The organism is Paenibacillus sp. YSY-4.3, from assembly GCF_054767475.1.
In genome coordinates this window covers 145,053-161,937 of sequence record NZ_BAABMC010000009.1, presented here as the reverse complement: position 1 = coordinate 161,937, position 16,885 = coordinate 145,053, and the positions used below count along the sequence as shown (strand labels likewise).

The window sequence follows — 16,885 nt, the reverse complement described above, 5'->3', positions numbered from 1 at the left end:
CATATTGAGGAGGTACCTTTGTGATCCAAGGTTGGCCGCGGTGGAACAATGCTTCCCGCAAATGGTTATGGATATTAGTCGTAATTGGCATCGTTGCTTCTTTGCCAGTCATTTATCAGCGCATTCAGACGGAAGCGTCGGCGAAGAAGGTAGAGTTTGTATTTAATTATCGCGGATTACTGGAGGTAGCGTCGTATCAGCCGGATCCTACGGCCTTCATGAACGAGCAGCTTGATCGCTTGAAGGGGGCCGGCGTCGGTTCGATGGCCATGTTCGAGACGACTTTGGATGAGCTGTCCAAAGCGCGCCGGATCATGTTGTTTACGGCTGCAGATGTCGCTAAAATGAACCAGGCCGTGATTCCGGAGAATGGCAATTATACGTATATCGCGTTTACAAACGAGGAAAATGACCGTCAGCTCAGACCTTTGATTGAGAAAGGTCTGCGCAATTTGGATATTGCCGTTTCTCCATGGCAGTATGGAGAGCATGGCGGGATGATGATTGCAGCGGGACCGGAGGACGCCGTCCTCAAGCAGCTTCTGGAGACGGATCCCATCGCTTTTGCGATGCTGCGGGACAAAGGCTTCAACATCGTTCCACGACTTAGCGATAATGTGCCGTTTAATGAAGAAGATGTAGATAAGCTGCTGTCTTTTTATAAAGATAACGGAGTAAAACGGATTATGCTCGACGGTGAAGGCGTTAAAGGCTACCGTGAGGATGAGGAGAAGAACAGCGTCGAGACGATGGCAGCGCTGCTGAATAAGCATGAACTCGGCATCGTCGTGATCGAAAATATGAAGGCGCAGCCCAAGGGCTTTCAAAAGACCGCTTATTTGACCGATTACAATGCCGTCCGCCTGTTCTCGCTGTCCGATACCGACGTGAATTTGGATAGGATGATCGTTGCCGACAAGATCGCGCTTGCGACTAAAGACCGCAACATCCGTATGATTTATTTCAATGCCGCTCCAAGCAAAGATTTGCAGAAGGGTGCGGTAACGAACCCGCTCGACAATATCGTTCATACGCTTCTTGAGCCGGGGGATGCCGTGCAACGAGTATATGATAACGGATTTGAATTGGGACAGGCGGAAGCTTTTCAAGTCGTGGACAGCTCCTGGCAAACCTACTTGAAAGCCGTCGTCGTCGTAGGCGGCGTAGCGTTTGTGGCTCTTCTGGTATCCATCTTCGCCCCATCGCTGGCGTTAGGCTCATTCTTGCTCGGATTGGTCGGCTCGGCAGGATTATACGTCTTGAAGCCTACCTTGTTGGAGCAGGCTCTCGCTCTATTTGTGGCGATTAGTGCACCGACAATTGCGATGATTCTAGCTATCCGCAAGGTCAGAGACCTGGGTCAGACGATCCCGAACATGTCTGCGGGGCGCAGGCTGTCGCATTCACTGGTGCTGTATTTCAAAACGGCGGTGATATCGTTGTCTGCGGTGCCATTTGTCATTGCCCTGCTTAACAATATTACGTACAGCTTGGTGCTCAATCAGTTCCGGGGTGTCAGTCTGCTTCATTTAGCTCCGATCTTTTTGGTTGCTGTTTATATCATGTTGTATAAGGGTACTAACTTGGTGCAGGAGTTGCGGGCATGGGTGCGCATGCCGATCACTCTCGTGATGGTGGTGGGAGCTGTCGTGCTCGGCGCAGCCGCGTTCTATTATTTGTCGCGTACAGGGAACGCAGGTACTCCGCTTCCGGGAGAAGCGGCATTCCGGTCAATGCTGGAGAATACATTTGGCGTAAGACCGCGGAATAAAGAGTTTTTATTTGCCCATCCATTGTTCATAGTAGGTATCTTTGCGGCGTTCCGTTATCGCTGGGCTCTGTATACGATGATTATTGCGGTCATCGGTCAGCTGTCGATGGTGGATACCTTTGCTCATATTCATACGCCGGCCGTTCTTTCGCTGATTCGCGGCGTGCTCGGACTAGGCCTCGGCTTGATCTTTGGACTGTTGGCCTTGTTGGTTTGGTATATCCTTGAAAGGTGCTGGGAGAAATGGTCGCCACGTCTTCTCAAACCATAGTTATTTCTGGTTACTACGGTTTTCGGAATATCGGGGACGAAGCGGTGCTGCAATCGATTCTGGCTGCTCTTCGGGAAGAGAGCGAGGCGGCGGGGATCAGAGTCGAGCCCGTCGTCTTGTCGATCGATCCGGAGTGGACGGCCCGGACTTATGGAGTCAAGGCCGTACACCGGATGAAATTTGGTGAAGTAAGGAACGCTATCAAGAACAGCAGCGGCCTTATTAGTGGTGGGGGGAGCCTGCTGCAGGACGCGACGGGCTTGAAGACGATTCCCTATTATTTAGGCGTCGTCAAGCTGGCGCAGTGGCTCCGGAAGCCGACCTTCATTTATGCCCAAGGTATTGGACCGGTGAATCAGAAAATGTTCCGCCCCTTGATCGCTTCGGTATTTCGCCGCTGCGAGTACGTTTCCGTTCGCGATGTCGAATCTTCGGCATTGTTGCGCGATACCGGTGTTCCCAAGAACATGATTGAAATCGTCCCGGATCCGGTCATGGGATTATCCCTGCCTGGAGCAAATTCAGGGGAAGCAGCGAACACCGGTGAGGCGGCGTTACGTGGAGAAGTGGGAGTCGCCTCCGGGAAGCAAAAACTTCCCGTACTCGGCGTCTCTGTCCGCTTCTGGAACCCGCAGCGAACAGAGCTGATGAAGTTGGCTGAAGGTTTGAATGCGCTGATGAGCAGAATGGCTTTGCACATTCGGTTCCTGCCGTTTCATTATCCGGGCGATGATGAAGCTTCCCGCTTCGTGATGAACATGTTAAGTCATGCCGAGGATCATGGCAGTGAAATCAGCATCGCGCCTCAGAGCGAGACTCCGCTGGAGATGCTGGAGGAAGTAAGCCGGTGTGACCTGCTGATTGGGATGAGGCTTCATAGTCTCATATATGCAGCTTCGCAAAATGTGCCGATGCTGGGCATCTCGTATGACCCCAAAATCGACCATTTCCTCGGCCGGCTCGGCAGTGTGCCTGTAGGAAGCAGCGCTGATCTCGATCATCGCATTGTGGCCGCTGAGAGCGAGCGGCTGCTGTTCGACCGGGAAGGCTGGCTCGCATCGCATGCGGCACAGCTCGAGGCATTGCGGCGGGAGGCGCAGCTTCCGGCAAAACGAATCGTGGAATATCTACGAAAGTAAGGGAGAGCATGGGCGTGGAAGGCGATAACAACATCGTAACGATTTTTGGGATTCCTTTTTCCAAATGGGGGATGCAGGAGACCGTTCAATATTTGGCCGGGGCGATTTCCGACCGTAAACCGCATCAAGTCATCACCGCGAATCCGATTATGGTCATGGCTGCTCTAGAGAACCCATCCTATAAGAAGATGATGCAGCAAGCGGAGCTGATCGTGCCTGATGGCTCGGGTGTAGTGTGGGCTTCACAGGTCGGCGGTGATCCGGTCGTGGAACGGGTAGCGGGCTTTGACCTTCTGCATGAGCTGATGAAGGAAGGGGAGCGCCGTCGCTGGAAGGTCTATTTGCTCGGAGCGAGCCAGGAGGTTGTGCAGGAGACGGCGAATCGGCTCAAAACGCAATATCCGGGAGCGGAAATCGCAGGATATCGCGACGGATTTTTCGGTCCGGAGCAGGACGATGAGGTTATAGAGGAAATACGCAGGACCAGCCCGGATCTCCTGTTCATTGCCCGTGGGGCTGAAACGCAGGAGCCGTGGATCGCTAAATACAAGCAACGTCTTGCCGTGCCTGTCATGATGGGCGTGGGGGGCAGCTTCGATGTCATATCCGGCCGGACCAAACGGGCCCCAAAGGTGTTCCAGAAGCTTCGGCTTGAATGGTTATACCGCTTGATAAAGGAACCAACCCGGTTCCGTAGAATGCTTGCGCTGCCGAAATTCGCAGTACGCGTGCTGCGTGAGAGAGAAAATCTTACGAAAACGCGGTAAACAAGTGACTTTTGGAGGAAATAGGCGCTATATTGCTCTTTTACGGACTTGGTGATTTGCTTTTAAACAGAGTATAATTCATTCCGGGTATAACAATTGGGGGTTGAATTTTACATGTGGCTTATATACATCATCGGGTTTGTCATGTCGCTCGGCCTTGCGCTGGGTTTGACGCCGCTCGTAAAGAAGTTTGCTTTTAAAACGGGAACGGTAGACGTCCCTAATGCGCGGAAAGTGCATACAAAAGTCATGCCGAGATTGGGCGGGCTGGGAATATATTTGGCATTTATTGTTGCTTTTTTTATCGTATTTCCGTTTATTCCGGATGCTTTCACCGTACGTGAAGCGAACTTTATTAAAGCGTTTCTTGTTGGCGGGACGATGATTCTGCTGCTTGGCGCGCTGGACGATCGCTTCGATCTGTCGGCCAAATTGAAATTTCTTGTGCAAATTGCTACGGCGTGCGTCGTCGTATTTGGTTTTGATATCAAGCTGGAATTCGCCAATATTCCGTTTCATTCGTATTCTTCGGTCGAGAGCTGGATCGCAATCCCGTTCACCATTCTCTGGATCGTGGGCGTGACGAACGCCATTAACTTGATCGATGGCCTGGACGGCTTGGCGGCAGGGGTGTCAGCGATTGCTATCGGCACGATTGCGGTCATGGCCTTCCTTATGGGCAATGACGTTGTGGCGCTGCTGTGCCTGCTGCTTCTTGGCAGTATTATGGGATTTCTGTATTTCAATTTTCATCCGGCCAAAATATTCATGGGCGATTCGGGCGCGCTCTTCTTAGGATTCAGTCTGGCGCTGCTCTCGCTCCTCGGCTTTAAGCAGATTGCGATCGTGTCGTTCTTGACGCCGCTCATCTTGATCGGTGTGCCCTTGTCCGATACGCTGTTTGCCATCGTGCGCCGCTGGGTGCAGAAGAAGCCGATATTCTCACCGGACAAAGGCCACTTGCATCATTGCCTTCGCGAGCTTGGATTTTCCCATCGTCAGACGGTGTTAATCATCTACGGTATCGCGGCTTTTTTCGGTGTGCTGGCCGTTATTCAATCGTCGGCAGCTATGTACAACGCGAACTGGGTGACGTTCGTGGTCATCTGCATTATGGTCTTCTTCTTGCAAATCGGCGCCGAAGTTATCGGGCTGATCGGCAAGACCAAGCGCCCGCTGCTTGATTTCTTTGCCCGCCTTCGCATGAAGGCGAACGCAGAGCGAGGCTCGAAGTGACGAGGGAATTGCTATTTTCGAGGCAATAGAAATTATATATCGATAAACGATTATTGATTGGACAACCTTGCACATGCAATGACGCATGGAAAGGTTGTCTTTTTTTATTGTGAATTATGTTCTTGGAGACTTCTTCTATGGCCGTAGAGTGGATAATTTGTAGAAATGAGAGAAAGTGTAAAATACTTTTTGCCTATTTTCTAAATATTTAAGTGATAGACACCGATAATTAAAATATGTGATGAATAGGGGCGATTCCAGCACTATTTACAAATGCAAAACCAAAGCAAAGGAGAGATTAATGAATGCAGCGCTTTAAAAAGCCATTCGTGTGGCTGGCCTTAATGTCTTTAATCATCGGACTTGTTCCGGTAGGCCTGACACAAACTGTGGAGGCGGCGACGCCACCATCCTACTTTATTCCAGATGACCTTAAGCTTCAAAGCACGAACTCGCTAGATTTGAACAGTACTGACCCGGTACTCGGATTAAGCAGACAAAGTGTCCGCGTTTCTTCTACCGAAAACTTTTTAGTAGATGGGACTTATAATCAGGTAAGCGCCGACCTGGAGGTAACGGTTCAACAATTGAACTCGACGACTTCCGGCGGTTGGGCTCCTGACAGCACGCGGATCATTACGGATAGAATTACGGATAACGGGAATAACCGTTTCTCGGTTAACCTCCGTCTATTCTCTGGATACAACAAGGTTACATTCTCCGGGAGCCAGGGCAATAATAAACGTTCCGATACGTTCTATGTTTTATATGACCGGGTTCCAACTTTGGTGAGTGCCAATGTCTTGTATCCGGGCGGCGGCTCCGCTCCGGTTAGCTTGAATGAAGATGCAAGAGCGGTCGTCTCTAACAGCCGGATTATCGTAAGAGGTAATTATGAAAATGCTACGAAGATCACACTTGACATCGGCGATGGCAATGGCGGTCAACAAGCGACGCTGATCGATAGCCAAAAGGAGTTTTTCTCCAGCTATATAGATCTTAAACCAGGGCTGAATACGTTAACGATTGCTGTCGAGAACGAGACGAGTAAAGTTACGGTAACTAGAGAGCTGTATTTCTTTGACGAGAATCAGCCTTTTGTAGAGCTCGGTTTGAGCCACTCAGCTTATGCTAGCCCGATTGACCTGTTGAGCCAGACTATCCCTACGGTTGCCCAGGCACCAGATAGCTCAGCCCTGACCGGTCAAGTGCTGATTCCATATAAGTCTGTTCCGTTTAACGGAAACAATGAATTGATTGTGGAAGTAAACGGGACCGCCTCAGTTTCTTTGACGGCAACGGCTTCGGAGGATTTAATCATTCCAGGCCCAGATGGGCAAACGCCAACTTATCGCTTGGTCACGTTTACGACAAACGGTGATTTTCAGTTTGACGGAACAGGCCTGCAAAATATTGAAGTAGCAATTACTTACGGGCCTTCTCCAGCGGACAGATATGAAGCGAGCAAACGGGCTTCATTTAAATATCTGCCAGGACAAATGATCATTAAGAACATGTATTTGCTGGAAGGCTATGATGGCAATACTGCAAACTATGGGATGGCTACCAAGAAGCCGCTTAACAATTCCCAGGTAAGTTCTTCCGAGTTCTACATTCTGGTTGAAAGCGATGCGCCGATTGGAAGCACGCCGGCACTGAAGGGAACTTATCTTCCACTAAGCACGAGAGATGTCACTTTAACTTATGCAGCTCAACCAGGCGGTTTGACTAACCAGGCTGTTTATAGGGTGTCAGGCTTCTCGAGCGGTACACAGCAAGTACGCTTTTATTTTGACGGTTCTGTAGATGCTTACTACAACGCATATATTTCCTATGTTTCAAGAAGCAGAATTTACGTGACAGATTTGCTTGACGGCCAGACGATTCAACTGGATTCAAGCTCGTCTACAGGCAGAGTCATTTCGTTAAACGGTCAGTATATCGGTTTTGGAAATGACGGGACATCTGCACATAACTTCTACAACCAGGTCTTTGTTAACGGCGTGGAACAACGGCCAAACAATCAAGGAGGCTGGCTTCAAAATTCGGGTCAGTTTACGCTTGATTTTAATGTAGATAATAACGGGCCGCTTTATTATGGTCAGAACACTATTGTGCTAAAAGGTAAAACGACGGGAGCGAACCCTACAGGAACTACCCCAACGGAAATTACCGAGACGATCCGCTTCTTTATTATCGATACGAACGTCTCCACGATAGAGAAATTTATCCCTGTTGCCGCTCCAGTGGTCAGCTCGGATCGTCCTGTATTCTATGAAAATTTCGGCAGCAACAATTTAAGCAAAATTTTTGAGCAGGCTACGGACTTTACGCCAACGGATGAAGGATTTGCCACAGGCAGAACGAGCTATGATTTAGTTCTTCATGGAGGCGGCGCTGACAGAGTCGAGCTTTATAATGGGTCGACGCTCATGTTCAGCTTTGATATTGATACGAATCAAGCTAACAATCACCATGTTGGTTCTACTTATGGCAGCAACGGCTTGATTTACGACTTCTCCGGTGACCAGAACAACTTTATTTTCCGGATCCGGGACATCAAGTTTGATAAGGATATTTCGGCAGCGCATATTTACAACTTGGATTTGATTAACAGAACAGGCTCGCGCACGTCACAAAAGCTGGAAGTAAAACGCGAAGTATCAGCGTTCCGTATTCTGGCGCCTCAACCTACCGTAGGCAATGATGTTATCGTGAATCGCAACTTCGTTCGCTTTGATATCGAGGCAGAGGGTGCGACGAGTGTGAAAATCGGCAAGGAACAAGCGATGAAGCGCACAGATTTGCCAGCTGATGCAACTAGCCGTTTTGTCCTGGATTATGTAGGCTTGAAGAAAGACGGCTGGACCACGATTAAAATTGAGATTGATCGTAGCGGCGTTAAGTCAAGCACGAACGTTAGGGTCTATTACGCAAGTGCTGTTGCCGTAGATTCGCAGTTTATGGCCGAGAAGGTAAGCAATAAATACAGTGTCTTTAATAAAAAATTGGAACTGTCTTTCCCTAAAGGAACAGTGCTTCAAAATGCTGTGATACCAAAAAATACGGTTGTGAAGTTCTACCCAGACAACAAGCTGTTGTTCGGAATCGCAGATCCGACTGACGGCGTTGTCGAAAGAAGGAACGACTACGGCAACGTGATCTTCGACCCGCTCAGCGGAGAGGATAGCGGATACCGCAAAATCGGTAAGCCTGATTATGAAGTAAGCTTGTTTAACATGAATGCAAATACGTTCAACTTTATCAGAGTATCCGATATTTATTGGATCAGCGGCGGAATCGGCGAGCAGGGCAATTCTCCTTCGATGAACGGATTGCCTCCATACTCCTCATGGTATTCATATCCATCAACGGATAGCCATGAACCGATCAGCTTCATGGGGGTAGATGCAACCCGTAGATTGAAGCCGTCTCAACGTGGTCAACTGACTCTAGCGTTCGATCCTAACGTAGTTGATGCTGCCGGTACTGCTATTACTGTTTTCCGTTTGTCGGACGGCGGTATATGGGAGAATATCGGAGGTGAAGTTGATACGAAGAAAGGAACGATCACCGTTCCATTCGATCAATTTGGCTACTATAAAGTCATGAAGCTTAGAAGCAGTTACAAGGATATTACTAACCATGGCTGGGCGCGTGAAGTATTGAATGCCCTGTACTCCAAAGGGATCATGATGAACAATGGATTGCGTTCCGATTCGTTTGGTACGGACGATACGATTAAACGCGGCGAATTCGCTACGCTGTTGGTTAAGGGATTGAATCTTCCACTGAACTATGATGACAATCAAACGTTCTTTGACGTCGTTCCAGCGGCGAAGACGAATACTTGGTCTTATGCCTATATTGAGACGGCTGCAAGAGCGGGAATCATCTCCGGCCTTGGCGAGGGATATTTCGGTGTAGATGAAGACCTGACTAGAGAGCAGGCAGCGATTATGATTGCCAGAGCACTGAGACTGAAGCTTGACGCTAATGACACGAAGCTGCAGTCGTCCCTGGCGAAGACATTTATGGATTCGTCGAGAATCGACGTTTACGCACGCCCGGCAGTACAGGCTGTTTATAAAGCCAAAATTATGACGGGGACACCGGTCACGGTTCCAGGACAGAAGAAGAATTCGCTTAACTTCAATCCTAAGAGCCCGATGACTCGTGCTGAAGCCGGGAAGATTACGGTAGAGCTTCTTAAGAAGAGCACGAACATTTTCCCTAAGAACTTAAGCTAGTTATTTAAAGAGCCTTGCCCGTGATAAGCGGGAAGGCTCTCTTTTTTCCAATTACAACATTTTGTAATTTGTTGGGGATTACGATACAATAGCAAATGAAGTAGTAGACATTTTAGCAAAAGGGTGAATATGGACAGATGAAACCGATCCTATCGAAGGCTCAGCTAGGCTATATGAAAGCAAAGACAAAATTCGAGGATAAATCGAAAGTTTTGGAGAAAAGAATCGAAGAAACGGCTAAAGTCCAAGAGGTAACTCAGGAAGTGATGGAAACGCTAGTAGTAGAAACCGGATTCCATGAAGCATTCAACGCGCTGCGCAATGCTGAGAATGAGCTGATCGATTGGTCGCATATGACGATGAAGCATGAGAAGAGCTACAAAGATAACAAGAAGGCGATTGAAGATATGTACTCCAAGCTGGGTACAGACCCTCAAATGCGGGCCCGGATTATCCAACTGGCTATGAAGGTTAGATAATAACTTTATAATGGAATAATCTCTCTATTCTTAAAAGAATAAGGCGTCCAATTGGACGTCTTATTTGCGCTGACTCAGCATAGGATAATGATAATGGACATTGGAAAATGTTGCTTAATGACTGGGATAAACAGGTATGTTATACTAATTTCCGTCAGACGGTAAGGGAAGAAATAAGATGTAAATGAGGATAAGCTTAGAAAGGTAACAAAATTGCAAATTTTTTTTAAAAGGGCGCAACTTTTTGAATTCTGATGCGTTTAAGATGTAGAGCATTTACAATGATGACCAATTCGTGCGACGAAATTAGACAACCAAGATGTACCTTATGGGGAAACTTGTCTATCTATTAGAAAAATTAGCTTTACGGTTGCTGGTATACATTGTATAATGTCTAGGTAGGATTAGGTAACTCGTCTATTTCTACGTTTATTTGTTTGCTTAGTTTACAAGTTTCTGCGGCCAACCGCAGACCTAATTTATAGGAACTCGCTCAAGACTCTGGAAAGGAGGTGCAATGGCTAATGAGTAACACGAGCTATTCATTTAAAGAAAACTCTTATATGAAGGATATTCAAGGAGGAGAAAAAAAGGTTATGAAGAAAATTTTATCCGTAGCTTTGTCTACAGCAATGGCATTCTCCATGTTTGCTTCCGTAGCATTCGGTGCCGATGCAAAGCTGACTCCGCAACAACAATTTGACGCTCTGAAAGCAGCTGGTATCGTAACTGGATACCCAGATGGAACATCAGGTCTTGACAAAACAATTACTCGCGCTGAATTGGCAACAATCATCGTTAAAGCGATCGATCTTGAGCCTGTTCCTGGCGTAGCTACTTACAAAGATCAAAACTACAGTGTTAACCACTGGGCAGCTAAGTACATCGAAGCAGCTACTGAAGCTGGCATCCTGACAGGTAAAGACGCTGTTAAACAACTGTTTGGACCAAACGACAACCTGACAGTTCAAGAGTTGGCAGTAGTTTTGGTTAAAGCTTTGAAACTGGAAGTTCCAGCTGAGACTAACAACACTGCAACTGAGTGGGCTAAAGGCTACGTTCAAGCTGCACTTGACAAAGGCTTGCTCGAGTCCGGTATCAACTACCAAGCAAACGCTACTCGCTCCCAAGTAGTTGTAGCATCCCATGCAATCTATGAAGCTAACCAAGTTCCTACTGTAGCTTCCTACACAGTATCTGAAGCTGGTAAAGTTGTTGAGTTCAAACTCTCCAACGACGAAGTTGTGAAAGTGACTTTGGAAGCAGCTCTTGCGCCTAACAAAGAAACTGAAGTGAAATTCTCTCACAACGGTCATGACTACACTCACAAAGTAACTTATGTTACTACTGTGGCTCAAAAAGTTGATTCTGTTAAAGCTGACAACTTGAAAGAAATCGTTGTTACTTTTGACGGTACTGTAGATAAAGCATCTGCAGAACAAAAGAGCAATTATAAAATCAAAAATGTAGACGTTGATTCCGCTAAATTGTCCAGCGACAAAACTAAAGTAACATTGTTGTTGACACAATCCGGCAGAAGCCTTGAGAACAAAGACGAGACTACTCTTACAATCTCCAACGTGAAAAACGAAGACGGTACTGTAACATTTGATACAGATGTTAAGTTCACACCTGTAGACGTTACTGCACCGACTGTGAAAGAGGTTGTTGGACTAGGTACTAAAGCGTTCAAAATCGTATTTAGTGAGCCAGTTCAAGCAGCTGATGCAGCGCTTTCCAGCAACTACGAAATCGATGGCGGTACTATTGGTGGATCGGTAACTTATGTATACCCTAACACTGTCATTGTGAATGCAAGCCTGCCAGTTGGCGAGCATACAGTAGCTGTGAGCAGCGTAAGAGACTTCTCTGGTCTGAGAATTGCTCCTGTTGATAACAAATTTGATGTTGCAGAAGACACTGCAGCACCTGAAATCGTATCTGTTGAAACAAATGATTTGGAAGAACTGACAATCAAATTCAACGAAACGATTAAAGACATCGAAGATATCTATGTAAACACTACTTCGAATAGTGCTTTGAGCTATGATATCAAGGACGACGAGGTTAAAGTTTACCTTAAAGATCCTATGAACTACAACGATAACACAGTTTATGTTAAAGGCGTTAGAGACTACAGCGATAACAAAGCTGATCGTGACGCTAAAGTAACTCCAACACTGGACACAATCCGTCCAACGATCATCAAACATAAAGTCGAGAAGAAAGCTGGCGACTATATCGTAACGTTGACGTTCAGTGAAAAAGTAAGAGAAAATGATGCTAAAGATCTCGAGAACTATGTTCTGAAAAACAGCGATGGCAAAATTGCTGACATCGACTGGATCGATAGCAAAGGTCATCCAGAATTAGCTGTTGATGTTGATAAGCTTGAAACTGACAATCAAGTCAAAGTTAACCTTGGTAACGATCTTGGCGATAGCAAAGAGTACACACTTGAAGTAGCTGGTATTGGTGACAGAGCATACGTGAAAAACACAATGCTTCCTCAATCCATCAAAATCAACACTGCCAACTTGGGTGATAACACACTTGAGCGTGCATGGTTGAGCGATAACGGCAACTATCTGTATCTTCAATTCTCTACTGATCTTGCAACAAGCGGAACTGGAAGTGCTCTTCTAGCTGACAAGTACGCTGTAGTTCATAACGGTAAGAGATATGTTTACGAAGGAAAAGTAAATATCTACAACTCTGATAGTGTTCGTCTTGATGCACGTGACTTCGCTGATGATATCGTAGCTGTTGTTAACGATACAATTGAAGTCCACTATGTTGCTGATAAAGAGGGCAATATCATTAAAGATGGTAACGACTCTTCTGTACTGACTAAAAATATCGACTCTGCTACAAGTCAATTCACTGTTAAAGCTGGGGATTCCGAAGCTGTATCCACTGAAAAAGTTGAAATTAAATTCGACTCTAAAGTGAACAGCTACAGCAGAACTGGATTCAAAGTAAATGACCAAACTCCAAGCAGTGCAGAGTTGAGCAGTGACAAAAAGACGTTGATCCTGAAATTCACAGGTTCCAACAAGCTTTCCGAAGCTGGTCCTTACTCTGTAGACATTGAAGAAGGTGCTGCTTCTGATGTGTTTGGCAACAAAGTTGCTAGACAAACAGTAGCATTGAAAGACAAAATTGCTCCTAAGAAAAAGGACAGCACAGTTGCTGTAGGTCCTGGTTCTGTAACAAATGCTGTGTACTTTGACTTCAACATGACTGAGAATATCAGAGTGAACCAAGGTACTAAGTACTCTGCTACATTTATCAATGATCTGTTCGAAGTTAAAGTTGGCGATACTAAGTACACTATTCTGAGTGTATCTGCTAACGGAACTAAATTGCGCGTAGAGGTAGCTGGACCATTCACTGCTGGTGACAGAATCCGCATTGAATTCAAAGGTGGTAAAGGTGCTATCACAGACGATATCGCTGGCGATGGAAACAGCGCTGAAGTATTCACAGCTAACACAACTTATTAATAAGTAGAAAAAGCGAGCCAATTGGCTCGCTTTTTTTTTGCTTCTTTTAAAAGGAAATAAAGAATTTAATCAAAATAGAAACATTTTGCATTCTTTTTTGAACCTTTTTTAATTTAATGCGTATATACTATATATGACTTTTTAAATTAGGAGGTTTAATCTTGAATAGGACGAAAATGGTTGTAGCTTCACTGGCTGTAGCTGCCTTAATGACCCAGAGTGCCGCTGGAGCTGCAGATGCAGCAGTGAATGCGCAAAATAATACGGCAGCCGCTGCGCAAGCAGTTAAGACACTAGGCAACTTAAACGGAGTTAAAGTTTCAGGTAAGAGTACTGTGAAGTTAAGTAATGTGAATATTTTATCTCAGGGCGATGGGAACATACTGACGTATACCCTTACGTATCAGAACAATGACAGCAAGACTTTATCATTAATCGATTACTGGACGAAGGTAAAGACAAAATCGGGTACCGTATACAGTGTAAGTGTAGTAGGAGCGGATAAGGAGAAGAAGAAGGTTGTACCAGGTTCTTCGGTTAACGTTACCTATACGACAAAAATAGCTAAACATTTGAAGTATAGTGATCTGAATTTCCAAATCGTAAAATGGGATTTCAGTGTTGCAGGCTATGAGCAAGTATTAGGAAGCATAAATATTCCCTCTACATATGCTGTAGCTACTCCTGTGAATACAACTAGGAAGTTAACCTTAAATGATTTTTCAGCAAATGCGAAAGTTATGTCTGTTAACGTTTTGGGATCAGGTGATTCTAATTATGTAAATATCGCTTTGTACCTTCAGAATACGGGGTCAAGCACCATAGACAATCCAAGCCTTAAGTATGTCATTCAGACACCTAGTGGAACTGCTTTTGCCGTGACGCCGGATACAGCTAGTACGAATATTAAGATTTATCCCCAAGAGAATAAGACGTTAAATTTGATTGCCAAAATTCCTAAAAACGTAAATTTGAATAACTTGCAGTTGGTGCTGGTTCAAAATGACGAGACAGCGAAAAGTGATATACCTGTAGCTTCTATGGGTCTTGGAACTACACAGGGACAATCTTCTAAAACAGCAGCTAATAAAGAGAGACTGTTGAAAATTGATAGTATGAATATCGCAACAAAAGTAGTTAGTATTGCTAGAAATCAAAGCTTTGGGAAAAGTGACCTTTCGATTCAATTTTCTCTTGTGAATAAGGGAGATAAGACTGTTACTATTCCTAATTATTCTTTCGATATTCAAGTTGGCGGGAAATCATACCCGCTTGTTGCCAGTGGCCTGGAAGGTATGATCATAGAACCAAACGAGGAACAAATCATTTCGGTAGACGGGACAATACCGGTCATTGCTAATGAAGATCAGATCGATCTGATTATGAAAACGCCAACCGGCAGCTCGCAGGGATCGGGAGAGGAACCATCACCTTCGCAGACGAATAGTTATCCAGTGGCAATATATAACTTGCCAGACTATACGGAAATGCAGTATGCCCAGGGTCAAGAGCGGACTATTAAAAATAATGATGGTGTATTCGGCGTTACGCTTGATGCGATTCAAAAGCTTCCATGGAATGATGGCAATATGCTAGCTACAAAAATTACAATTGTTAACAAAGGAACAAAAGCAGCCAAGTTGCCAGAATTTGCTGGAGCCTACAAAATGGATCTAACGGCTTTAAGCAGCACCGTCCATTTGGTAAATACGAATACTACTCAAATTCTCGGAGCAGGTGAGAAGACAAGCGTATATGTAGTGGCCAATATCCCATCAAGCTTGAAATTTTCCCAACTACAGGTACAATTGCTGCAGAAGACGGGTGCGGACAAAACGAGTAACTGGGTTATGTTCTCTAACTACGGTAACACCAGTGGCCTAAAACAGATTGCTGAAGGATCATATTTCAATCTGGACACAGCAGGCAAAAAATCCGATCTAAAAACACGGAAGACATATTTGTATAAGGGCAGCACAAGCGATATTATCTACACAGAGCTAATAATGAGAAACCTTGAAAACAAACAAACAAATCTATCTCAGTTGATGGGTTATTTCTTGACAGATGATGGACAATATTACAAAGCAGATGTGAATCAAGTCAAACATGCGGTAGGACCAGAATCGTCAGGTTTGGTTACATTCTCCGCAAAGGTTCCTAAAGGAACAACGGTATCCAATTGGAACCTGGTTCTAGGTGAGAGTATCTCCGAGGATAAGTTCACTGAAGCTGAAGGCAAACCAACAGGATATGTAAATGCTTCCTCCATGGAGTTGAATTTGGACAGTAGAAGTATTAAAGATACGCTCAAAGATGTTGAATTGTTCCCGTATACATTAACAATCAACGAGATTGAGGGACGTACGAATTCTTCCGGCTTGGAAGTGAAGATGAAGTACGACCTGAAGCGTGATTTGACATATGATATGGGCGAATTCCAGCATAAATTTATTCTTGAAGTGACTGATTCCAGTGGGGCAAGATTTGAAAAAGAAATTGAACTGGAAAAAGACTTCATTGTAGGCAACAATAAGAACTTCTCATTTGTAATCAATGATCTAATTTTTGCAACGACAAGATCTGGTGGCTTCCAGTTCTCCATCTATGATTCTTATCAAGGGGAGAAAACGAAGATTGCTACGAAGGCTGCTTACTTTGTAAATGAAGACTTGTATTAATACTATGATCAAACAAAGATCCCTCTAAGAGGGATTTTTGCTTGTTTCCATCCTTTAAACCTATTATTATGAAAGAGATTAATAGGCAGGAAGATTATGAAAAATGTAATTCCTAATAGGAGGTTCATCATGAAGACTACATGGAAAGTGCTAGCGGCAGCCGTACTGATTAGTGGAGGAGTATGGGCCGGTTCATTATTGAACGAAAAAGTAGAAGGGGCTGGAGTAACGAATCAACCAGGGACTGCTGACGATCCCGTTGTGACAAAAAGCTATGTGGATCAACAAATTCAACAGGCTTTGAAAGGGGCGGGCAGCAGTTCATCATCCCAGGGAAGCACTGATTCAAGCTCAAGTGCCCAAGCAGGCAACAATACTGCAGCATCTTCCTCGGATGAAGTTAAAATTGTCGAAGTGAAACCTGGCCAGAAGCTAATAGCTGCTGCAGGCGCAGAGTTTATTGTGCGCGCTGGAAAAGCTGTTATTTACAGCGAGGATCAAAATGGCGTAGCAGACCTTACCGATGGCAAGGATATTACGAATGGTGGTATTGTCTCGAACAATCATTTGTTATCTTTCCCAAGAGCAGGCCGGGGGATTCAGCATCAGGAGGGCCAGACTCATCCACTGACTGTTATGGTTCGCGGCGGTTATTCCATTCAATAACGCTGTGCATCTGATGCATACATGGGGCATTATTCCATGGAGATGTAGCCCCAATAGTAACAAATATTGAGACGGCTAGTCTTTATGGTCTTGAATCATACTACTTCTGAAAGCAGGAT

9 protein-coding genes are annotated in these 16,885 nt (G+C 45.4%); all 9 read left to right on the top strand.

Annotated elements, in window-relative coordinates; genetic code table 11:
- Window positions 1-20: 20 nt before the first annotated feature.
- The 9 genes from ACYUJT_RS22250 (at window position 21) to ACYUJT_RS22210 (ending at window position 16,766) form a co-directional block, all read left to right on the top strand.
- Entirely contained in the window at window positions 21-2,042 is a 2,022-nt protein-coding gene (locus ACYUJT_RS22250; RefSeq protein WP_460326458.1) for a DUF5693 family protein, read from the top strand.
- Entirely contained in the window at window positions 2,015-3,181 is a 1,167-nt protein-coding gene (gene csaB / locus ACYUJT_RS22245) for a polysaccharide pyruvyl transferase CsaB (RefSeq protein ID WP_460326455.1), read from the top strand. The genes ACYUJT_RS22250 and csaB overlap by 28 nt, the downstream gene beginning before the upstream one ends.
- 8 nt (window positions 3,182-3,189) lie before the next feature.
- Window positions 3,190-3,948 (top strand): WecB/TagA/CpsF family glycosyltransferase, encoded by a 759-nt coding sequence (locus tag ACYUJT_RS22240; protein WP_460326453.1) that lies wholly within the window; start codon window positions 3,190-3,192, stop codon window positions 3,946-3,948.
- 114 nt (window positions 3,949-4,062) lie between these two features.
- Window positions 4,063-5,184, top strand: a complete 1,122-nt coding sequence (locus ACYUJT_RS22235) for a glycosyltransferase family 4 protein (protein ID WP_460326451.1) — start codon at window positions 4,063-4,065, stop codon at window positions 5,182-5,184.
- 305 nt (window positions 5,185-5,489) lie between these two features.
- On the top strand, window positions 5,490-9,434 hold the full coding sequence (locus ACYUJT_RS22230) for an S-layer homology domain-containing protein (protein ID WP_460326449.1): 3,945 nt from the start codon (window positions 5,490-5,492) through the stop codon (window positions 9,432-9,434).
- A gap of 137 nt (window positions 9,435-9,571) precedes the next feature.
- Window positions 9,572-9,913, top strand: coding sequence for a hypothetical protein (locus tag ACYUJT_RS22225; protein ID WP_460326447.1), 342 nt, complete (start codon window positions 9,572-9,574; stop codon window positions 9,911-9,913).
- 524 nt (window positions 9,914-10,437) lie between these two features.
- A complete protein-coding gene (locus ACYUJT_RS22220; RefSeq protein ID WP_460326445.1) occupies window positions 10,438-13,419 on the top strand; it encodes an S-layer homology domain-containing protein in 2,982 nt (993 codons plus the stop codon).
- Window positions 13,420-13,580: 161 nt separating this feature from the next.
- The gene (locus tag ACYUJT_RS22215; RefSeq protein WP_460326443.1) at window positions 13,581-16,100 is read left to right on the top strand and encodes a hypothetical protein; all 2,520 of its coding nucleotides are present in this window, start codon (window positions 13,581-13,583) and stop codon (window positions 16,098-16,100) included.
- Between the two features lie 129 nt (window positions 16,101-16,229).
- Complete coding sequence (locus tag ACYUJT_RS22210; RefSeq protein ID WP_460326441.1) at window positions 16,230-16,766, top strand: hypothetical protein; 537 nt, start codon at window positions 16,230-16,232, stop codon at window positions 16,764-16,766.
- The last annotated feature ends 119 nt before the right edge of the window (window positions 16,767-16,885 follow it).